The following is a 20,596-nucleotide window of genomic DNA, read 5'->3' as shown; positions in this document are numbered from 1 at the left end:
AGCCCGCCATGAGCCGCAAGCACGCCTTCCAGTTCCTCGACCTGCCCCGGACCATGCCACAGCGCATCCCGGTCGAACTGCGCACCTCCGGCGACTGGGGTGAGCTGTACGGAAAGTTCGGCAAGGAAGATGCGCAGTACCAGGCCGGCCGCTGCCTGGACTGCGGCAACCCGTACTGCAGCTGGAAGTGCCCGGTGCACAACGCCATTCCGCAATGGCTGCAGCTGGTGCAGGAAAACCGCATCCATGAAGCGGCCACGCTGTGCCACAGCACCAACCCGCTGCCGGAAGTGTGCGGCCGGGTGTGCCCGCAGGACCGTCTGTGCGAAGGCAGCTGCACGCTGGAGGAGTTTGGCGCGGTCACCATCGGCGCGGTGGAGAAGTACATCGTCGACACTGCACTGGCTACCGGCTGGCGGCCGGACATGACGGCGGTGCAGCCCACCGGCCACACGGTGGCGGTGGTCGGTGCCGGGCCGGCGGGCCTGGCCTGTGCCGACCGCCTGGCGCATGCGGGCATCACCGCGGTGGTCTACGACCGCTACGAGCAGGTCGGTGGCCTGCTGCAGTTCGGTATTCCCAGCTTCAAGCTGGACAAGGATGTGATCCGCCGTCGTCGCGACGTGCTCGAGGGCATGGGCGTGCAGTTCCGCCTCGGCGTGGAGATCGGCCGCGACATCAGCCTGCAGCAGCTGCTGGACACCCATGATGCGGTATTCGTCGGTACCGGCGCCTACCGCTACACCGATGGTGGCCTGGACGGCCAGGACCTGAAGGGCGTGCTGCCAGCGTTGCCGTTCCTGGTGCAGAACAGCCGCATCGTCGGCGGCGATGACCCTCAGGGCCGGCCGATCGCCGGCTGGGAGGACCAGATCGCCCTGCCCGACCTCAATGGCAAGCGCGTGGTGGTCCTTGGCGGTGGCGACACCGGCATGGACTGCGTGCGCAGTGCGGTGCGGCTGGGTGCCGCCAAGGTCACCTGCGCCTACCGCCGCGACGAAGCCAACATGCCGGGCAGCGCGCGCGAAGTGGCCAATGCACGCGAGGAAGGCGTGCGCTTCCTGTTCAACCGCCAGCCGCTGTCGATCGAAGCCGGCGCCGATGACGAAGTGATCGGAGTCACCGTCATCGAGACGCGGCTGGGCGAACCCGATGCCAACGGCCGCCAGAACGCGGTGCAGATCGAGGGCAGCGAGTCGCTGCTGGAAGCGGACGTAGTGATCATCGCGTTCGGCTTCTCGCCCAGCGTGCCGTCGTGGCTGGCCGAGCACGGCGTGGAGGGCCAGGCCAATGGCCGCATCCTCGCCGGGGGCAAGGGCAAGCTGCCCTTCCAGACCGCCCATCCGCGTCTGTTCGCCGGTGGTGACGCAGTGCGTGGTGCCGATCTGGTAGTGACCGCAGTAGCCGAAGGTCGCGACGCCGCCGCCAGCATCGCGCGGCTACTGGCGCACTGACAGACCGAGCGGCATCAGCGCTGCGGCCAGGATGGCATGCAGTGTCTGGCGGTCGACCGGCTTGGCGATGAAACGATCGATGCCAGCGTCGAGGCAGGCCTGACGGGTACTGTCGAGCACGCTGGCGGTCAACGCGATGATCGGCACCCTTGCCGCATCGGCACGCGGATCGGCGCGGATCGCGCGGGCCAGGGCAAACCCGTCCATGCCCGGCATGTGGCAGTCGGTGATGACCAGCGCGAACCGTTGCGTCTGCCACGCCTGCCAGGCCTGCTCGCCACTGGCGGTGGCATGCACCTGCAGGCCCAGCTCCTGCAGGCGCTGGACCAGCAGCTGCAGGTTGGTGGGATGGTCTTCGGCAACCAGTACCCGCACCGGCGGCAACACCTGCAGGCCAGCCGCGTCATCACGAGGCCCCGCCGATGGCGCCTCGCAGGCCGGCAGGTACAGGTCCAGCCACACCGTGGTGCCCGCGCCCGGCGTGCTGCAGAGGTGCAGTTGTCCGCCCATCGACGCCGCCAGCTCGCGGCAGATCGCCAGGCCCAGGCCGCTGCCACCGAAGCGCCGGGTGGTGGAAGCATCGGCCTGGGTAAACGCTGCGAACACCGCCCGCTGGCGCTCGCGGCTGATGCCCACTCCGGTATCGGTCACCTGCAGCCGCAGCTGTTGGCCGTGCTCGCGCTGCTGCAGCACCCGCACCTGCAGGTCCACTCCGCCCTGCAGGGTGAATTTCAGCGCATTGCCCGCCAGGTTGAACAGGATCTGGCGCAGGCGCAGCGCATCGGCCAACGACCCAAGCTGCAGCGCGGGATCCACCTCGCAGCGCAGATGCAGCCCCTTGCTTGCCGCCACCGGTACCAGCAGACGCTGCACCGCCCGCAGCAGCTCGGCCAGGTCGGTGGGCAGGCACAGCGGCGGCTGTGGGCCGGACTGCAGGCGTTGGCTGTGCAGCACGTCATTGAGGATCTGTCGCAGCATCTGCGCGGCATCATCGATGGTCGCCAGTACCTGGCGCTGGCGCGCATCCAGTGCGCCGCCGCCGAAGCGCTCCAGCATCCCCAGCAGGGTGCTCATCGGCGTGCGGATCTCGTGACTCATGGTGGCCAGGAAATGGGTCTTCGCGGCGGCACCCTGCTCCGCATCACGCCGGGCATCGTTCAATGCCTGCGTACGTGCACGCGCCTCAGTGACGTCCATCCAGTACCCGCTCCATTCCACGCCGCTGTCGCTGCAGGCGATGGGTCGCCCGTGTGAACGTACCCAGCGCCAGCCGTTGGGACCGCGCGTGCGGAAGGTGATGTCGATCGGCCCGCGCGCCAGTGCGGCGGCATCGACGCAGGCCAGCACCGAGCGGCGGTCCTGCGGATGGACTGCGGCCAGCAGACTGCCATGGTCGACCCGCGCGGTATCCACGCTGATCCCGAACAGGGCATGCACGTCGCCGGCAATGTGGGGAACGCTGTACTCGCCGGTGTTGCTGCGCCGCGCCCGGTACACCACCGCCGGCAGGTTGGCGGTGACGTCCTGCAGGCGCTGTTCAAGCGCCTGCCTGCGCAGGCCTTCGCGGTGCAGCCGCCAATAGCCGAACGCATACACCAGACCCATCGTCAGCAGCACCAGCAGCACAGCGATCGACCCGCGCAGGGGCGACACCGGCGCGTGGCCGCGGCGAGGGGGCGTCGAGATCCAGTGTGCCCGCAATGCCTCGCGCTGCTCCTGTGGCATGCCTGCCTGCAGCTGGTTGAAGCGGGCCACCAGATGCGCGCACGCCGGCAGCGTGGCCAATACCAGTGCGTCGCTGAAGCCGGCCGGCGCTGCCACGTCCAGCGCGTCGCCCGGCTGATTGCGCAGCGTGGCTTCCACGTCCACCAGGTTGCCCACCACCGCATCGACCTGGCCGTTGATCAGCAGCCGCAGTGCCGTGTCCAATGTCGCCACCTGCAGCAGCGGCACGGCCGCGCCCGACTCCTCCAGCATCCTGGCAAGCGGCACGATGTCGAGGCTGGCCACGCCGCGGCCGTGCAGTCCATCCAGGCCGATGATCGGCAGCGCGTCGGGGCGTCGCACGATCACCTGCGGCACCTGCAGGTAGGGCACGCTGGCCACCCAGCCTTTCGGCTTCTGCGCACGCGGCCAGCCGAGCACGGCCTGGGTTCCGGCAGGCAGCGCGCCGGCGGCCAGCGCCGTCGCCGCGACCGGTGTGGCGCGCAGCGTGGGGTACTGCTCCTGCAGCAGCGCCAGGTAGACGGCCACCAGGCCCTGTGGCGTGTCGTCCAGACGGGATGACAACGGTGCACGATCGGCGGGGTAGGCAAGCAGGATGGGGGCTTCGCACTGTCCGGCCCAGGCCTGCGCCGACAACAGCGACAGGGCGGCGATGCAGACCAAAGGGCCAGCGACATTCACGGTGGACATCCTCATGTCGCAGGCAGGGCATGGCCGCCTCGCGGTGCGACCTTCTGCCACGCTAGCGAAGCATTTCCCAGCAACAATGAGGAAATGTGTAAAACCCTCCGGAACCGTCAATAGCGACATACACTGCCGCTTCTACCGATCCCGGAGCTTTCGATGCGCATCGGCCTGGCCGCCAACCGTCTCCATCACAACGACGCGCGCGCGGCACTGTTCCGCTGGCTGCGCGCCAGCGAACCCGGGCTGCGCGAACTGGGCGTGACACTGTGTGCGGTCGGCCGTACCCACGATGCGATCCAGCGCAACGGCTTCCTTGCGGGTTACGACGGCCTGCAGCGCTATCCGTACGGTCGCGAAGGCGGGTTGATGAAGCTGGTGGCCGAAGTGGTGGGCATGGGCGCCGAGCGTACGCTGGACGGTGCGGTCTATCTGATGGATCCGGTAGACCCCTCCTCGGTGTTCCCCGAGGCGACCGCGCTCAAGCGCCAGTGCGTGATCCACGGCAAGCCTTTCATTTCCACCGTGGCCACCGCCCGCGACTGGATCGAGGTGGAGCGCGTCCATGCTGGCCTGGCTGCCGATACCGGCGCCGACGAGCTGCATGCCTTCGAAGGGCAGACGCTGGCGTTGATCGCGCACGATGCGATGAAGCCGGCGATGCTGGCGTTCGCCGATGAACACTTCGACGTGCTGGCGCGCTTCGGCGAACGTGTAGCCACCGGCACCACCGGCCAGCGCTTGAACGAGCTGGCCTGGAGCCGCGGCTGGCCCGCGGATACGGCATGGGTGACGCGCTACCAGAGCGGTCCGATGGGGGGCGATGCGCAGATTGCCGACCGCGTGCTGGAAGGTCGTTGCCAGCGTGCGATCTTCTTCGAGGATCCGCATGTGGCGCGCCAGCACGAGGCGGACATCCAGCTGCTGGAGCGGGCGGTGACCACGGTGACCGATCAGGCGGTGTGCATTACGGCGCCGCGGGCGGCGGCGCGGTGGGCGGAGGCGGCGGCATTGCGCATGGGTCGATGAGGTTTTCGGCCAACGGCTGAGCCCCTCGTGGTGGGGGGCGTAGAGCTGGATTGCCAGGGTTTGGCCGGGCGAGGTGGATTGCGCAGGGGTCGCTGCAAGTACGTCCATGTAAGCTCGGTCGCCGCATCCATGCGGCTCACGCCCCTGCGCAACCCACCCCGCCCGGCCACGGAGGGTTTCCGTGCTCACCACGGGAGAGAAAGAAGAAGAGCAGGAGCAAAGCGGGCCGCGCGCTGCGCGCGCTTTTGTAGTGCCGAAGGTAGCGGCAGGAGCCGCTGCCAACGTCGCTTGCGACGGCCCGGAGGGTGCCGGTCAGGACGACCGGCATAGCCATGCTCGGCTGCTCTTGGTCGTGGTGGCTGAATATCCACGCCGCGCGCGATAGCCGAGCATGGCTCGGCTCTACAAAGGCACAGCGCTACAGCAGCTGCCGAAGCATTGCTTTCAATCTGCGCCCTTCCAGCTGGAAATAGTCGCGCTGCGCTCGCCAGTCGGGGAAGCGTTGTTCCACTTCGTGCCAGAACGCGGGCGAGTGGTTGGCCTGGATCAGGTGGCAGAGTTCGTGCACCAGCACGTACTCGAACGCGGCGGGGCTGCCCAGTACCAGGGCCAGATCCAGCGCCATGCTGCCGTCGGGGGCCAGCGAGCCCCATTGCGAGGACATCACCTTCAAGCGCAGGCGGCTGGGTGCGCGCGGCAGGCCGGGCAGGTACTTCGGCAGCCAGCGACCGACATCGGCGCGGGTCTGTGCTTCGTAGAACTCGCGCAGCAGGCGGCGCAGGGTCGCGTCGCCGCCACGGCTCGGCCATTGCACGCAGGCACCGTGTTCGTCGATTTCCAATCGTGCATAGCGGCCTTCCTGCCAGCGCAGCGGCAACAGTTCGCCGCGCAGCGGCAGCACACCTTCAAAGCCGGGCTGCAACGCGGCGGGCAGGCCGTGTCCTTGGTAAACGCGCAGCTGCAGGCCCAGCCAGTCGCGATGCTGTTCGAGGAAGCGCTCGCCCATCACCAGGCTGGCGCGCGGCGGCAGTGTCAGTCGTGCACCGCGCTCATCGACGCTGAGCTTGATCCGACGCGCGCGCGGATCACGCACGCGCAGTACCTCGATCTCGACATCCTCCAGCCGCAGGCGAACGGTGTCGCGCTGTACGGTGGCGGCAGGGACCGGCGAGATCAGGCGGCGCAGCAGACGGCTCATGCTCCCAGCATAGCGCCGTGCGGGGCCGCCGGATGACCGGCGGCCGACGGCCTGCCTGTTCAGTCAGCCTTGCTCAGCTTGAAGGCTTCTTCAAGCAGCAGGAACAGGCGACGGATCTCCGCGCTCTGCAGGGCGAAGCGGGCGTCGAATTCGGCGCGGCGGCCGTCTTCGTCCGCGTGCTCCAGCTGGTCCAGCGCGCCGTCCAGGAACTTCAGCTTGCGCACGATCAGGTCGTCACCCAGTACGAAGGACAGGTTGTCCTCGAACACCAGGGCCAGCTTGGTCACCTGCTTGCCGGCGTCCAGGTGCTTGTCGATCTCGTCGCAGCGCAGTTCCTGGTGCTGGCACTTGACCACCGCGCCACCTTCCACCGGATCCTTCATCTCGCACTCCTCACCCAGGCTGAAGCCGGTGGGCAGGGGCTCGCCGGCGATCCAGCCGGTCAGGATCGAGCGCGGCGCGACTTCGGCGTTCAGCGGCATTGCCGGGAAGCTGCCGAGCAGGCCACGGATGTCGGACATGAAGTATTCGCCGGTCTTGCGGCTGGAGGTGTCCACCACCACGTAGCCGTGCAGCTGGTCGATGAAGGCATCGTTGCGCGAGGACTTCACGAAGGCGCGCGGCAGCAGTTCATGCAGCAGGTCGTCCTTCATGCGCTTGCGCTCGCGGCCACCGGGGCGGCGGCCTTCCTTCTCTTCGATCTCTTCCAGCTTGCGCTCGAGCAGGTCGTTGACCACCGCGCCGGGCAGGATCTTGTCCTCGCCACCGACGGTCAGCCACAGGTGTTCGGCAATGCGGTGCGAGAGGGCTTCCTTCTCTTCGCGGCCGAACGGCGAGATGAAGCCACGCGAGTTCATTTCCAGCGCGCCGACCGGCTTGAGCAGGGCGTGCGGCAGCAGGGTATCGACTTCGGAAAAATCAGTGGAGGTCGGGAAGCGGAAGAACGTCAGGTTGCGAAAGAACATGGAATTCCGGTGTCTGAAGAAGAAGGGCGCCCGACCTTAAGCGGCAGGCGTCTCGGGAACTGCGTCGGCCAGCCAGGCATCGGCATGCGCCGCATCGCCACGGCGGCCCAGGGCCATGAAATCGAACAGGGCGGGATCGGCCAGCTGCGCAGGTCGCACGTCGGCCATCGCACGTGCGATCTGTTCGATGCGCCCGGGATGGTCCTGGTCCCACTGCTTGAGCATCAGGCCAACCTGCCGACGCTGCAGGTTTTCCTGGCTGCCGCACAGGGTGCAGGGAATGATCGGGAAGCGGCGGGCCTGCGCGTACTGCGCGATGTCGTGCTCGCGCACGTACGCCAGCGGGCGGATCACCACGTGCTGTCCATCGTCGCTGAGCAGCTTCGGTGGCATGGCGGCCAGCTTGGCATGGTGGAACAGGTTCAGGAAAAACGTAGCCACCACGTCATCGCAATGATGGCCCAGCGCGATCTTGCTGAAGCCGTGCACCTTGGCGTGGTTGTACAGCGCGCCACGGCGCAGGCGCGAGCACAGCGAACACATCGTCCGGCCCTCCGGGATGACCCGGCTGACCACCGAATACGTGTCCTGCTCGATGATCTGGTACGGCACGCCCAGCCCGGCCAGGTACTCCGGCAGGACGTGCTCGGGGAAACCGGGCTGTTTCTGGTCCAGGTTCACCGCTACCAGTTCGAACGGCACCGGCGCCTTTTTCTGCAGCTGCAGCAGCAGGTCCAGCAGGGTGTAGCTGTCCTTGCCGCCGGACAGGCAGACCATGACCTTGTCGCCCGCTTCGATCATGCCGAAGTCGGCGATGGCCTGGCCGACCTGGCGGCGCAGGCGCTTGCCCAGCTTGTCCGCCCCGTGCCCGGCCACGCGCGGATCGCGCGAAACGCGCTGCGGGGGATCGGGCAGGGAGATCACGGCGGACATGGCTCCATTCTACCGGCTTGCGGCAGCCCGGACCCGGGGTCGGGATTCCCCTCTCCCGGCAGTCATCGTCGCTGTGTATGCTCGGAGACCGTGGACACCTACAACCCCGCCGAAATCGTCGAACACCTCGTCGCCCTGCGTGCCGAGCACCGGTCGCTGGATGAACAGATCGCGCGCATGGCCGCAAACGGCGAAGATGAGCTGGAGTTCAAACGCCTGAAGCGGCGCAAGCTGCAGTTGAAGGACTGCATCACCAAGCTGGAAAGCCTGCAGATTCCGGACGAACCGGCGTAACCGGTGGCCCATCCACGCATGGCGTGGATCTACTGCAGGCCCGTGCCCGGCCCGAAGTCCGGTAACGACCCGACAACCCATGGATCCACGCCATGCCGGGACATCCAGTAGATCCACGCCATGCGTGGATGACACGATCCGGCGACACATGGATCCACGCCATGCCGGGACATCCCGGTAGATCCACGCCATGCGTGGATGGGGCCTGCATCAACGCGGCAGCCCCAGCTCCGCACTCCAGGCCGCCTCACCGTCCACGGTCAGGTCACAGCGGCGCACGTTGCCGGCACCGGTGCAGCGCAGCCCCAGCGGATGACCGAACCAGTCACCGGCAAGACCCCGTCGAGCGGCGGATTCATCACCGTTGATGCGCACCTCGCCGGCCAGCCAAAGACGGTAGTGCACCGGTTGCCCGGCCTTCGCCTCCAGACACAAGCGCACCGGCGCATCGGCCAGCCGCCCGGGCAGGTTATCGTCCACGCAGACCTCTGCAGCCTGCACCGAAGCAGCCGCGAGGCCTGCGGCCGCGACCACCGCGGCCAGGCCCGACAGGCGCCGCAGGTTCAATCCTGCGGTGCCGGTTCGTCCGGGCGCGCCGCTTCCGGGCTGACCCGTTCGATGGTGTGGCGCAGTTCGCGGCCGAGGATGAACTTGGCATCCTTGGCCCAGGCGTCCAGGCGATCATCGAACAACAGTTTGCTGTTCTCGTCCGGCCACACCAGGCGCAGCTCGCGCAGCTTCTGGATGAACCCGCGGAACAGCGACTTGTCGAAGAACTCCGGCGCGGCCGGCGCGTAGAGCAGGCTCAGGCGCTGCGCGGCCTGCTGGCACAGGCTTTCCAGCTCGGCGGCACCGAGCGTGCCCGGGCCATTCTTCACCAGCACCGAAATGGCGATGTAGTAACGCTCGAACGCCTGCTGCAGCGAATGGCCGATCGCGCGCAGGCGGAACACTTCGTCGGTCTGCCCGGTGTTGCGTGCAAGGATGCCGCCGTCGTCTTCGTTGACGTTCTGCAGCAGGCCCTCACGCACGAACACGTCGATGGTCTGGTCGATACGCTGGGCGAACTCGTCCTCGGTCCACGGCAGGAACAGCTCGGCCTGCAGGAACGGGTACACCGTGCGGCCCAGCTGTACCAGGCCGGTGCGGCTCATGCGGCGGTTGTTCTGGAAGCAGCAGGCCACCCACGACGACGCGGTGAACAGGTGCACCACGTTGTTGCGGAAGTAGCTCAGCAGCACCGCGGTATCGCCGCTGACGCTGAGCACGTCGCCCAGCGGGTGCTTGATGCGGGTAAGGACGTTGATCTCTTCGGCGTGGGCGATGATCCGCTCCGGCGAGTGCGGGGTCACCGTCACCCGGCCCGAATACGGCATCTCCACCAGCAGGGTCTTGCACAGCTCGATCTGCGCGATCAGGTCGGCCTCGCCCATTGCATGCTTGGGCGTGGACAGCAGGGCCAGCGCCAGCAGGTTGATCGGATTGACGTCGGCGGCGCCGTTGATGCGCACCTGGATGCGTTCGGCAAGGGTGTCGACGGTGGTCGACAGCCACGAGGGCTTCTCGTCCTCGGACACCGCCTCGCCGCCCCACTCCGGGGCCTTCTCGGCCAGCACATCGTTCAGCGCGATCGGTTCGCCGAAGTTCACCACCACCTGGCCGTAATTCTGCTTGAGCACCTTGGGGATGCCCCACAGCAGCTGCCAGATCGACTCCTTTTCCTTCGGCCGCCCGGACAGTTCATCCAGATAGCTGCCGCCCTCCATTAGCTTCTCGTAGCCGATGTAGATGGGCTGGAACAGCACCGGCTTGCGCGGCTGGCGCAGGAACGCGCGCAGGGTCATCGAGATCATGCCGCCCTTGGGCTGCAGCAGGCGACCGGTACGCGAGCGCCCACCTTCGACGAAGTATTCGATGGAGTAGCCGCCTGCGACCAGCTGCGCGACGTACTCGCTGAGCACCGCCGAGTACAGCGCGTTGCCACGGATCGAGCGGCGGATGAAGAACGCACCGCCCTTGCGCAGCAGGGTGCCGACCACCGGCAGGTTCAGGTTGATGCCGGCCACGATGTGCGGCGGCACGATGCCGCGGTCGTACAGCAGGTAGGACAGCAGCAGGTAATCCATGTGGCTGCGGTGGCTGGGCACGTAGACCACTTCGTGGCCTGGTGCAGCAGCCTTGAACTTGTCCAGATGGTGCACCAGCACGCCGGCGTAGATGCGGTTCCACACGTGGCTGAGCATGAAGCTGGCCGAGCGCACCACCGGGCTGGAATAGTCCGCGGCGATTTCCCAGGCGTAGGCGTGCGCCTTCTTCCAGGCATCGCTGGTTTTGCTGTTGTCGCGCTTGGCCTGGGAGGCGATCGCTTCGCGCACCGTCTCGGCGGCCAGCACCTGGTCCACCAGCAGGCGCCGGGTCGACAGGTCAGGACCGATCACCGACTCGCGGATGCGGCGGAAATGGGTACGCAGCACGCGCTGCAGCTTGCGCACCGTACGCTCGGGCTCCAGGCCCTCGTCGATGGTCGAGCGCAGCGAGATCGGCGGTGCGAAGCGGACGATGGTGTTGCGGCCGTTCAGCAGCAGGCCGAGCAGGCGGCGGAAGCGGCCGACCAGCGCCCAGTTTTCCGAGAACAGCACGGCGAACCAGCCGCTCTGCTTGTCCGGGGCGCGACCGACGAAGATCGATACCGGCACCAGGTGCACATCCAGGTCGTCGCGCACGCGATGGGCCTGCAGGACCTTGGCCAGCGAATCGGAATGGGTCTTGGCGCCGCGCTGCTCGGGAATCAGCGAGTTGCTGGAGCTGCGGCGCGACAGGGCCAGGTAGGCGCGCTTGCGGCCGGTGGGGTCACCGGCCAGCGGCACCAGCGGCGACGGCAGGCCGGCCTGGCGACAGGCCTTGTCGAGAATCAGCGCGTTGGACAGGCCGTAGTCTTCCAGTACGTACATGACCGGGCGGCCATCGTTGTACTGGCCCGGGTCTTCCGGCTCGATCTTCAGCGACAGCCATGGCTCCACCAGGCGCCCGAGCAGGCGTGCCCACAGTGGGCGGCGGCCGGCAGGACGCGCGTGCACGGGCGTCGCCGCTGGCGGCGTGCCGGCGTCGGTCGAGGGGGACGCCGGCGCCGTGTCGGCGGGCGTCGGCTGGGATTCTTCGCCGGGGAACGGCAGCGGGTTCTGTTTCGACATCGACGTCATTATGGCTTAGCCGATGGCGTTGCCGCTTCCCCATCGGTTGCGGGGGCGGGCACAGGCTCTGGCGCGGCGGCGGCGCGGGCGGCATCGGCCTGGCGCAACAGGGCGTCGGTATCGGCCAGGGTGCGGGTCAGGTACCAGTGGCCCTCGCGCCGGCTCAGCGGCACCTGCACGGTCATCGCGCGGCCGGCAAGCTCGTACTGCAGGCGCACCAAAGCGTTGTCGCCCTCCACCGACAGCAGCTCACCACGCACGCTGCGCAGCGCCTCGTCCACGCCCAGGCCATAGCTGGCCAGCACCGCCTTGACGGTGTGGATGAACGGCGCCAGCTGCTGCAGGCTGCCTTCCATGCCCGCGGCCTGCAGGCCGGCGTCGTCCTGGAAACCGACCCTGGCGGCGGCACCGACGAGAGCGGCGATGCTGCTGCGGGCTCTGGCACGGTCGCTGATGGGCGCGTCCTGGGCCCAGGCCGCCAGGGTCTGCACCAGCTGGATGTAGTGCGCCTGCTGGCCAGGCGTGTAGCCCTTCTGGTGCCGCAGGTACTGCACGCCGAAGTTGCCCATCGACTGTGCAGCCTGGCGTACGGCGCGGGCCTGTCCGGCCAGCTGGCGGTCGAAACTGCGCTGCAGCTGCACGCTGGCGCCGGGCTCACGCAGCGCCGCCAGCATCGGCAGCAACTGGTCGCCGAGCGGCAGTCCCGTCAGCGGCCACTGGCTGTGGCCATCGGCCCAGGCCTGCTGCAGGCGCTGATACTGGCTGGGCGGCACCGACAGCTTTGCGTAGCCGATCAGATCGTCCTCGGCCAGCCGTTGCGCCATCGCCTGTACCGCGGCGACAGGCTCGGCCGGCGTGGCGGCCGGATCGCTGCCGGATTCACGGCACGCGGCGATGGCCAGCAGCAGCATGGCCGCCAGCCCCCATCCCCGCGCAGACCTTCCTCGCACTACAACGCTCATGCAATCGGACTCCCCGGACCGGTCCGCATCTTGCGGCCTGCGACGTGACAGCGGCAAGCCGGGGCGTCACTGTTTCCGCCATGGCCCGTACTGCGCGGTGGCTCCATGCCACGCGCCGACGGGCCTCCCCGTACCGGGCGGACAAAAAAAAGAGCCCGGATCACAGGGATCGCAGACTCTTCAAACCGGCGCAAGGCCGGTGGACAGTGTTGTGGCGCATGTCCGGCCCGAAGACCGGATGGCGGCGATCCTACGCTGCCCGCAAAGTTAATGCAACACATGACAAAACATCATTCAACTCATTGATTTTATTGAATCAATCGCGTTGCCAGACCGCTTCTATGAAATCTACGGCATGTTTTTCGGCGATTCGGGCATAAACGCCGGGGTAGCCGGCCAGCGCGCAGCCTTCGCCCCAGCTGACGACACCGAACTGGGTCCAGCCCTCGCGCAGGCGCAGCAGCAGCGGACCACCGGAATCGCCCTGGCAGCTGTCGATCCCCTCGCGGCCGGCGCAGATGACCTTGCCGCGTGCCAGCTCACCCGCGTACGCCTGCTGGCACTCGGCGAAGGGCACGAACGGGGTCTGCACCGTCTGCAGCTGGGTGGGATAGAGCCGCCCGTCGGTGATATCGGTGTCGCCCCAACCGATCACCGTGAACTGCCTGCCTGGCTTGAGATAGCTGGCATCGGGCCGCAACCGCAGCGCCACCGGCTGCGCATCGGCCAACGGCGCACTCAGGTGGATCAAGGCGACATCATGTTCCAGCGAATTGCCGCTGTTGAACGCCGGATGCACGTGGATGGCCGTGACGTTGGATGCGCGTGCCGACGGTTCGGTGGACAGTGCGGTGACGCCGCCGAGCACGGCGAGATCACCGGGGCGATCGCCCTCCACGCAGTGCGAGGCCGTCAGCACCCATGAGGGGGAAATCAGCGTGGCGCCACACCAGTGGCGACCGTGGTCACTGTCGCCGTACGACAGGCGCTGGATGCTGACCATGAAGGGGTAGTCGCCGGGCCTGGCGGCCTCGCCGCCGATGATGCGCGGTGCTTCGCGTGGCTGGGGTGCCGCCGCAGCGGGAAAGACGATGGCGGCGGCCAACAGGCTGCCGAACAGCAAAGAGGTGCTGCGATACATATCCGTGTATTCCTCTGTCGAAGGTTGGAACCGGCACGGCCGCGGTCCGTGCTGGTGCATCGATTGATAGAGGTCGCTCCACCCGCGCAGCGCGATGTGGCGCACAGTTTCCCCGGCTGGGGTCGGGTGCGTCAGGGCAACAGGCACAAATGCGAACGCCACCCCGCATTCGGCGGGATGGCGTTCGTGGTGCCGGCGTGACCGCCGTCGGAGCGGGGCTCAGCGCGCGGCCAGAGCCGTCGCGATTTCCTGCTGGATCGCCCGGGCTGCGGCCTGCGGATCGGTCGCCAGGCGGATCGGACGACCGACCACGATGGCATCGGCACCATCGGCAAACGCCTGCGCCACCCCCACGGTGCGCTTCTGGTCATCGCCGACCGGGCCACCGGGGCGGATGCCCGGGCAGACGATCGAGAAACCGGCGCCGGTCGCGGCACGGATCGGACCCGCTTCCTGGCCGGAAGCGATCACACCGTCGATGCCCGCAGCCTGTGCGGCCAGCGCGCGTTCGACCACAACCTCCACCGGCTCGCGGTCGATGCCCATCTGTGCCAGGTCCGGGCGGCCCATCGAGGTCAGCACGGTCACTGCCAGCACGCGCATGTCGCCGCTGTTGGCGGCGGCGCAGGCTTCCATCATCGCCGGGTGCCAGCCGTGGATGGTGGCGTAGCTGACCGGCCACTGCGCCAAGCGCTTGATCACCGCTGCGGCGGTGGCCGGAATGTCGAAGAACTTGAGGTCGACGAACACGCGCTTGTCGCGACGTGCCAGTTCGTCCAGCACCTGGAAGTACTCGCCGGAGGCGAGCAGTTCCATGCCGATCTTGTAGAACGCCACGCTGTCGCCAAGGCGGTCGACCCACTCCAGCGCCTGCACGCGGTCAGGCACGTCCAGCGCGAAGATCAGACGCTCGTCGTCGCGCAGCGGCAGCGGGGCGCGGCTCACGGCGCGTAGTCCAGCGCGGCACGCTTGGCGTCATGGCGGGCCTGGCGCGACTGCGCGTAATCGTTGTTGAACTGCGCCGGTTCGAAGCCGCCGTAGGTCGGGTTCGGCAGCATCCACCAGCGCTCGCCGAACCAGTCGTGGTACTGCTGCAGCAGCGCGTCGCGGCCATCATTGGTGTTGGCGGTCACTTCCACGAAGTCACCCAGCTGGTCGCCGAACTGCATCAGCACGCGGTACTTCTGCCCGGCCAGGCGGCGGCGGCAGTTCTTCTCGCTGCCGGCCTGCTCGCAGCCTTCGACCACCGTGCCCAGGCCGAGGAACACGCTGTCATCGGCCACCGGCAGGCCCTGCTCGCGCAGGTTGGCCAGCGTCGCGTCCTTCAGGTGCACGGCGCGGTTGGAGATGTACAGCAGGGTCACGCCCTTGGCGTTGGCAGCCTTGGCGAAATCGACCACGCCGGGAATGGCCTTGGCCTTCTTTTCGGCGACCCACTGGTCCCAGCTGAGTTCGTCGTATTCCTTGCCGTCACGCACCAGGCGCGCCTGGTAGGGCGAGTTGTCCAGCACGGTCTCATCCACGTCCAGCACCACGGCCGGCTTCAGGCCCTTGGCCTCGTTGCCGCGCTCTTCCGGCACCAGCGCATCCCAGTGGGCTTCCTTCAGCGCGACGTCCAGGTGGTCTGCGGCGGCACGGTAGGTCTGCTCGGTGATCGCCTTGTATTCCTGCGCGCGCTGCATCCACAGCACGGCATTGAGGTTGTCGTTGGCGGTCGCGTCGAGCGCACCGTCTGCCTTGGCGGCAGCGGCCGGCGCTTGCGGGGTGGCGGCTTCGGCAGGCGCTTCCACGCGCTTGCAGGCGGACAGGCCCAGCGCCGCGGTGGCGAGCAGGGTCAGGGACAAGGAAACGGGACGACGCATGGATTCACCGGCAATCAGATATACCGGCCCATTTTACCGGCAAAGGCGCCGCCGGGACGGCTATGCTTGGTGGTTGACCTGTTGTCTTCCGGAAGCCGCCATGACCGACCCTGCCCAGACCCCCGACGTTCCGCTGCTGGATGCCGTACAGGCGCGCCTGCTGGGCTGCCTGGTGGAGAAGGAAGCCACCACCCCGGACACCTACCCGCTGACGGTCAACGCCGCGCAATCGGCCGCCAACCAGAAGACCGCCCGCGAGCCGGTGATGAACGTGTCTGCCGGCAGCGTGGAGCATGCGCTGCGCCAGCTGGAGACGCTGGGCCTGGCGCGCCAGCACTTCTCCTCGCGCGCCGACCGCTACGAGCACCGCCTGCAGAGCGCGCTGGACCTGACCCGGCAGCAGACCGTTCTGCTGGCCCTGCTGCTGCTGCGCGGGCCGCAGACGCTTGGCGAACTGGTCACCCGTGCCGAGCGCCTGCACCGCTTCGCCGATGCCGACGAAGCCCGCCACGCCATCGAGCGGCTGCAGCAGCGCGGGTTGCTGGTGGTGCTGCCGCGCGCCAGCGGCCAGCGCGAAGACCGCTACATGCACCTGCTGTGCGGTGAAGTGGACGGCGCGGCGTTGGCGGCGAAGTACGCCAGCAGCGGCGGTGGCAGCAGCGAAGCGGCCGACCCCGGCCTGGCCGAGCGCGTGGCCCAGCTGGAAGCGGCCGTGGCCGAACTGCAGGCGCAGCTGGCAGAGCTGCGCGGCGGCTGAGGCGGTGGGTGCCGACCGTTGGTCGGCACGGTGGCACTCTGTCGTGCCGACCAACGGTCGGCACCCACCACGATCAAACCTCGGCCGCGCCGAGCGTGGCGTATAGGCGGCTGGGGCTGTCGACGCCCGGCAGCTGGATCACCCCGCGTTCCTGCATGCCCAGGCCCAGCAGGATCTTCCCGGACACCACGTGGTCCAGATCGGTGATGCCGTACAGGTCCTGCAGGCCCAGCACCGTGCGCGCGTGATTGAACACCGCCCGCGCCGCCTCGCCGGCATAGCCCTGCCCGGCGAATTCCGACAGCACCGCATAACCGACGTCCGGTCCCGGCAACCCCTCACGGCGCACCAGCCCGGCGTTGCCGAGCCACGCGCCATCGGACAGCCGCTCGATCGCATACATGCCGAAGCCATTCAACGCATAACTGTGCAGCACCCGCAGGGCGATGTACTCGCGCGCCTGTTCTTCGTCGCGCACGTTGCGGTCACCGATGAAACGCACGAAGCCCGGATCATTGAGCAGGGCCAGCATCGGTGCCGCATCACGGTCCGGTTCAATGGCCCGCAGACGCAGGCGTTCGCTTTCAATCGGTTGCACGGACAAACCTCCAGACGGAAGCCCCGATTGTGCCTCAGCCACCGGGCTGTTGCCGTTGCCTTTGATTTTCTTTTTCTTTTCAGTGGCTGGCGCGCACGGAACCTGTCCAAGGCCGGGTAGATGGGTTGCGCAGGGGCGTGAGCCGCATGGATGCGGCGACCGAGCTTACAGGGACGTACTTGCAGCGTCCCCTGCGCAGCCCATCTACCCGGCCAAGCACAAATGCACTGCGAACGGCGTCAGCCACGAGGGGCCGCGCCGTTCGCCGGTCAATCGAACAACGCCTCGATCGCCGCCAACCCCGCCGTCGCCCGCTCCTTCTTCCGCACCGCATCCGCCACCGGATCAGCGCCATCGCGCTGGATCTCCTCGGCCGGGATCTCCTCGAAGAAACGGCTCGGCTTCAACCGCACGTGCTCACCGAACTTGCGGGTCAGCTTGCTGTAGCTCATCCACAGCTGGATCTTGGCGCGGGTGATGCCCACGTACAGCAGGCGCCGCTCCTCCTGCAGATTGCCCTCGTCCAGGCTGACCTGGTGCGGCAGCACGCCATCCTCGCAGCCGACGATGAACACGTAGGGGAATTCCAGACCCTTGGAACCATGCATGGTCATCATCCGCACCTGGTTGCCGCCCTCATCCTTGTCGCTACGCGACAGCAGCGCCAGCTGGCCAGCGAGATCGGCGGCCGTGGCGCCGCGCGGGCCACCCTCGAACCACTGCGCCAGCTCCTCGATGTTGTTGGCGCGGCGCTGGTAGCTGGCTTCTTCCTTGGCCTGCTGCCGCAGTTCGCTGAGCAGGCCCGATTCCTTGGCGACCTTGCGGATCATGTCGCCGGAGCTGATCTGCCGCGTCTGCGCGCGCAGGTCACGCAGGATGTCGGTGAAGCGCGCCAGGCTGTTGGCCGCGCGCGGTGGCAACTGTTGCAGCGCGCCGATCGCCTCGGCCGCCTGTGCCATGGGCATATCCTTTTCCGAGGCCAGTTCAGCCAGTTTGGCGAGGGTGCCGGCACCGACTTCACGTTTGGGCGATTGCACCGCACGCAGGAACGCGGTGTCGTCGTCCGGGTTCACCAGCAACCGCAGCCACGCCAGCGTGTCCTTCACTTCCTGGCGCTCCAGGAACATGGTACCGCCGCTCAGGTGGTAGGGAATACGCAGCAGCTGCATCGCCTTTTCCAGCGGGCGCGACTGGAAATTGCCACGGAACAGGATGCAGAAATCGCTCCACGGTACGTTGCGGGTCTGTGCCACGAACGCGATCTCGGCAGCGACCTTCTCCGCCTCGTGCTCGCTGTTGCGGCACTCCCACACACGGATACGCTCGCCGTCAGCCTGGTCGCTCCACAGCTTCTTCAGATGCTCATGCGGGTTGTTGGCGATCAACGCGTTGGCTGCGCGCAGCACGCGGTTGGAACAGCGGTAGTTCTGTTCCAGCTTGATGATTTCCAGCGCCGGGTAATCGCGCCCCATCTGCTGCAGGTTTTCCGGGTTGGCACCGCGCCAGGCGTAGATCGACTGGTCGTCATCGCCCACGCAGGTGAAGTTGCCCTTGTCGCCGGCCAGCTGCCTGAGCAGGCGGTACTGGGCGTCGTTGGTGTCCTGGCATTCGTCGACCAGCAGGTAGCCGATACGCTCGCGCCAGGCCACCGCGATCTCCGGGTTCTCTTCCAGGATCTGCACCGGCAACCGGATCAGATCGTCGAAATCGACGGCGTTGAACGCGCTCAGACGCAACTGGTAGCGCGCGTAGATGCCGGCCGCTTCCTTCTCGCGGTTGCTGCGCGCAGCGGCCATCGCCTGCTCCGGCGACAGGCCGGCGTTCTTGGCGCGCGACACCAGGTTCTTCATGTCCTCGATGTCGTCCGGCTTGGCGCCATGCATCAGGTCCTTGATCTGCGCGGCCGCGTCATCGGCATCGAAGATCGAGAAACCACGCTTGAGCCCGACGGCGACATGCTCGATCTGCAGGAACTTCAGGCCCAGCGCATGGAAGGTGCAGATGGTCACTTCATCGGCATCCTGCTCGCGCAGGCGCTTGGCCACGCGCTCGCGCATTTCCTTGGCCGACTTGTTGGTGAAGGTGATCGCGGCGATGCGCTTGGCCGGGTAGCGGCCACAACCGATCAGATGGGCGATCTTTTCCACGATCACGCGTGTCTTGCCACTGCCGGCGCCGGCGAGCACCAGCAGCGGTCCTTCGATGTGGAGGACGGCGGCAGCTTGGGGGGGATTGAGACCGTGCATTGGGGTGGGATTGTAGCGGGCGTTGGTGGCGGCCACAGCCGCCGGCCGGTGGGCTTGCTGAACGGCTTCGGCCGGCGCCGGGCGGCGTCGTACAATCGGCCGATGGCCAAGCTCTATTTCTACTATTCGGCGATGAACGCCGGCAAGACCACCACCCTGCTGCAGAGCGCGCACAACTACCGCGAGCGCGGCATGCGCGTGGCGATCCTGACCCCGCGCCTGGACGACCGTGCCGGCGCGGGCGTGGTCGCCTCGCGGATCGGCCTGCGCGCCGACGGCATGGCCTTCGACCGCGACACCGACCTGCAGCAGTGGGTCACGCAGGATCTGCAGGCCAACGGGCCGCTGGGTTGCGTGCTGGTGGACGAGGCGCAGTTCCTCAGCCGCAGCCAGGTCTGGCAGCTCAGCGAGGTGGTCGACCAGCTGCGCATCCCGGTGCTGTGCTATGGCCTGCGCACCGATTTCCGCGGCGAGTTGTTCGAGGGCAGCCAGTACCTGCTGGCCTGGGCCGACGAGATGCAGGAGATCAAGACGATCTGCCACAGCGGCAAGAAGGCGACCATGACCGTACGCGTGGACGAGCACGGCCATGCCGTGCAGGACGGCCCGCAGGTGGAGATCGGCGGCAACGAGCGCTACGTCTCGGTCAGCCGTGCCGAGTTCAAGAAGATCACCCGGGGCGAGGGCCGTATTGATCCGGCGCAGGCACCGCTGCCGTTGTAGTGCATGGCCCTTCACCGGCCATGACGTCCTGCGGTTTACAAGGCTGCGTGGTCGGGCCTAGGCTGCGGCACTACCTGCTGCCGAACTGGATGTCCGTCATGCGCCCCGCCCTGCTGTTGCTTCCCGTGTTGTTCCTGCCCCTGTTCGCCACTGCGGCCGAGCGTCCGTCCGGCGAAGAGGACGCGGCCGTGATCGGTGCTGGTTTCATGGACAGCCATCCGGACATGATGTATCGGCAGTGGGGCGTCAACGCCCTGCGGCGCAACGACATCAACGGCGCGATGGACAACTTCCGGCTGGCCGCACGCTATGCCGACAAGCCCGCGCAGGGCTACCTGGGCGAGATGTACTGGTATGGCGTCGAACAGCCGCGCAATCCGGTCATGGCCTATGCGTGGATGGAAGTCGCCGCCGAACGCGGCTATCCGCTGTTCGTGGACCTGCGCAACGAGTACTGGGCGACCCTGCCGCTGGAACAGCACGACGCCGCGCGGGCGCAGGCAAGCGCGCTGCGCGCCGAGTATGGCGACGAGGTCGCGCGCCCGCGCATGGCCGAAGTGCTGAGGAAGGGACGACGCGAGATGACCGGCAGCCGCGTAGGCTCGATGTCCAACAATGTCGACATCGTGTACATGGACGGCGGCATCTCACGCACGATCAAGGCCGACCGCCTGTATGACCCCAAGTACTGGGATCCGAAGCAGTACGAGCGCTGGCAGGACGAAACCTGGATGAAGATCCGCCGTGGCACGGTGGAAGTGGGTGTGCCTACGCAATCGCACGCCACCGACGCCAAGCCCTGAATCAAGGGTGCCGGCGCTTGGCCGGCACCGC

General features: G+C 67.5%; 18 protein-coding genes. 6 read left to right on the top strand and 12 right to left on the bottom strand.

Annotation, left to right across the window (positions count from 1 at the left end):
* The first annotated feature begins 8 nt into the window (after positions 1-8).
* Positions 9-1,454 carry an FAD-dependent oxidoreductase gene (locus QOL57_RS19945; protein WP_089241785.1) on the top strand — a complete coding sequence of 482 codons (1,446 nt, stop codon included), beginning with the start codon at positions 9-11 and terminating at the stop codon, positions 1,452-1,454.
* On the opposite strand, the gene QOL57_RS19940 is transcribed toward QOL57_RS19945, so the two are convergent.
* A complete protein-coding gene (locus QOL57_RS19940) occupies positions 1,440-3,869 on the bottom strand; it encodes a response regulator (protein WP_244900856.1) in 2,430 nt (809 codons plus the stop codon). The genes QOL57_RS19945 and QOL57_RS19940 overlap by 15 nt on opposite strands.
* A gap of 153 nt (positions 3,870-4,022) precedes the next feature.
* Between QOL57_RS19940 and QOL57_RS19935 the strand changes: the two genes are divergently transcribed.
* On the top strand, positions 4,023-4,892 hold the full coding sequence (locus tag QOL57_RS19935; protein WP_089241789.1) for a methylglyoxal synthase: 870 nt from the start codon (positions 4,023-4,025) through the stop codon (positions 4,890-4,892).
* Positions 4,893-5,310: 418 nt separating this feature from the next.
* Here QOL57_RS19935 and QOL57_RS19930 read toward each other — a convergent pair whose 3' ends face one another.
* The 3 genes from QOL57_RS19930 to ttcA are packed head-to-tail and all read right to left on the bottom strand — an operon-like array spanning position 5,311 to position 7,988.
* Positions 5,311-6,090: a SprT family zinc-dependent metalloprotease gene (locus tag QOL57_RS19930; RefSeq protein WP_089241791.1), complete on the bottom strand. Its 780-nt coding sequence runs from the start codon at positions 6,088-6,090 to the stop codon at positions 5,311-5,313.
* 59 nt (positions 6,091-6,149) lie between these two features.
* Positions 6,150-7,055, bottom strand: a complete 906-nt coding sequence (locus QOL57_RS19925; protein ID WP_089241793.1) for a recombination-associated protein RdgC — start codon at positions 7,053-7,055, stop codon at positions 6,150-6,152.
* Positions 7,056-7,091: 36 nt separating this feature from the next.
* The gene (ttcA, locus tag QOL57_RS19920; RefSeq protein WP_089241795.1) at positions 7,092-7,988 is read right to left on the bottom strand and encodes a tRNA 2-thiocytidine(32) synthetase TtcA; all 897 of its coding nucleotides are present in this window, start codon (positions 7,986-7,988) and stop codon (positions 7,092-7,094) included.
* A 90-nt stretch (positions 7,989-8,078) separates the two neighbouring features.
* Here ttcA and QOL57_RS19915 point away from each other — a divergent pair, with 90 nt between their 5' ends.
* Positions 8,079-8,282, top strand: coding sequence for a YdcH family protein (locus tag QOL57_RS19915; protein ID WP_032978412.1), 204 nt, complete (start codon positions 8,079-8,081; stop codon positions 8,280-8,282).
* A gap of 210 nt (positions 8,283-8,492) precedes the next feature.
* On the opposite strand, the gene QOL57_RS19910 is transcribed toward QOL57_RS19915, so the two are convergent.
* The 6 genes from QOL57_RS19910 to QOL57_RS19885 form a co-directional block, all read right to left on the bottom strand.
* Positions 8,493-8,849 carry a hypothetical protein gene (locus QOL57_RS19910; protein ID WP_089241797.1) on the bottom strand — a complete coding sequence of 119 codons (357 nt, stop codon included), beginning with the start codon at positions 8,847-8,849 and terminating at the stop codon, positions 8,493-8,495.
* On the bottom strand, positions 8,846-11,482 hold the full coding sequence (plsB, locus tag QOL57_RS19905) for a glycerol-3-phosphate 1-O-acyltransferase PlsB (RefSeq protein ID WP_089241799.1): 2,637 nt from the start codon (positions 11,480-11,482) through the stop codon (positions 8,846-8,848). The genes QOL57_RS19910 and plsB overlap by 4 nt, the downstream gene beginning before the upstream one ends.
* Complete coding sequence (locus QOL57_RS19900; protein ID WP_089241801.1) at positions 11,482-12,435, bottom strand: hypothetical protein; 954 nt, start codon at positions 12,433-12,435, stop codon at positions 11,482-11,484. The genes plsB and QOL57_RS19900 overlap by 1 nt, the downstream gene beginning before the upstream one ends.
* A gap of 316 nt (positions 12,436-12,751) precedes the next feature.
* Positions 12,752-13,576 carry a serine protease gene (locus tag QOL57_RS19895; RefSeq protein ID WP_089241803.1) on the bottom strand — a complete coding sequence of 275 codons (825 nt, stop codon included), beginning with the start codon at positions 13,574-13,576 and terminating at the stop codon, positions 12,752-12,754.
* Between the two features lie 219 nt (positions 13,577-13,795).
* Positions 13,796-14,521 (bottom strand): orotidine-5'-phosphate decarboxylase, encoded by a 726-nt coding sequence (pyrF, locus tag QOL57_RS19890; protein WP_089241805.1) that lies wholly within the window; start codon positions 14,519-14,521, stop codon positions 13,796-13,798.
* Complete coding sequence (locus QOL57_RS19885) at positions 14,518-15,438, bottom strand: 5'-nucleotidase, lipoprotein e(P4) family (RefSeq protein WP_089241807.1); 921 nt, start codon at positions 15,436-15,438, stop codon at positions 14,518-14,520. The genes pyrF and QOL57_RS19885 overlap by 4 nt, the downstream gene beginning before the upstream one ends.
* A 100-nt stretch (positions 15,439-15,538) precedes the next feature.
* Between QOL57_RS19885 and QOL57_RS19880 the strand changes: the two genes are divergently transcribed.
* Positions 15,539-16,195: a DUF480 domain-containing protein gene (locus tag QOL57_RS19880; protein ID WP_089241809.1), complete on the top strand. Its 657-nt coding sequence runs from the start codon at positions 15,539-15,541 to the stop codon at positions 16,193-16,195.
* Between the two features lie 73 nt (positions 16,196-16,268).
* Here the strand turns inward: QOL57_RS19880 and QOL57_RS19875 are convergent, their stop codons facing one another.
* Together QOL57_RS19875 and QOL57_RS19870 are read right to left on the bottom strand one after the other, a co-directional pair.
* A complete protein-coding gene (locus QOL57_RS19875; RefSeq protein WP_089241811.1) occupies positions 16,269-16,793 on the bottom strand; it encodes a GNAT family N-acetyltransferase in 525 nt (174 codons plus the stop codon).
* 269 nt (positions 16,794-17,062) lie between these two features.
* Positions 17,063-19,039, bottom strand: coding sequence for a UvrD-helicase domain-containing protein (locus QOL57_RS19870; protein ID WP_089242034.1), 1,977 nt, complete (start codon positions 19,037-19,039; stop codon positions 17,063-17,065).
* 102 nt (positions 19,040-19,141) lie between these two features.
* On the opposite strand from QOL57_RS19870, the gene QOL57_RS19865 reads away from it, so the two are divergent.
* Together QOL57_RS19865 and QOL57_RS19860 are read left to right on the top strand one after the other, a co-directional pair.
* Entirely contained in the window at positions 19,142-19,762 is a 621-nt protein-coding gene (locus QOL57_RS19865) for a thymidine kinase (RefSeq protein ID WP_089242036.1), read from the top strand.
* A 98-nt stretch (positions 19,763-19,860) separates the two neighbouring features.
* A complete protein-coding gene (locus QOL57_RS19860; RefSeq protein ID WP_089241813.1) occupies positions 19,861-20,565 on the top strand; it encodes a sel1 repeat family protein in 705 nt (234 codons plus the stop codon).
* Positions 20,566-20,596: the final 31 nt, after the last annotated feature.

It is taken from the genome of Stenotrophomonas sp. yr243 (assembly GCF_900184195.1).
Lineage (GTDB): Bacteria > Pseudomonadota > Gammaproteobacteria > Xanthomonadales > Xanthomonadaceae > Stenotrophomonas > Stenotrophomonas lactitubi.
This window is presented reverse-complemented; position numbering and strand designations above follow the sequence as displayed.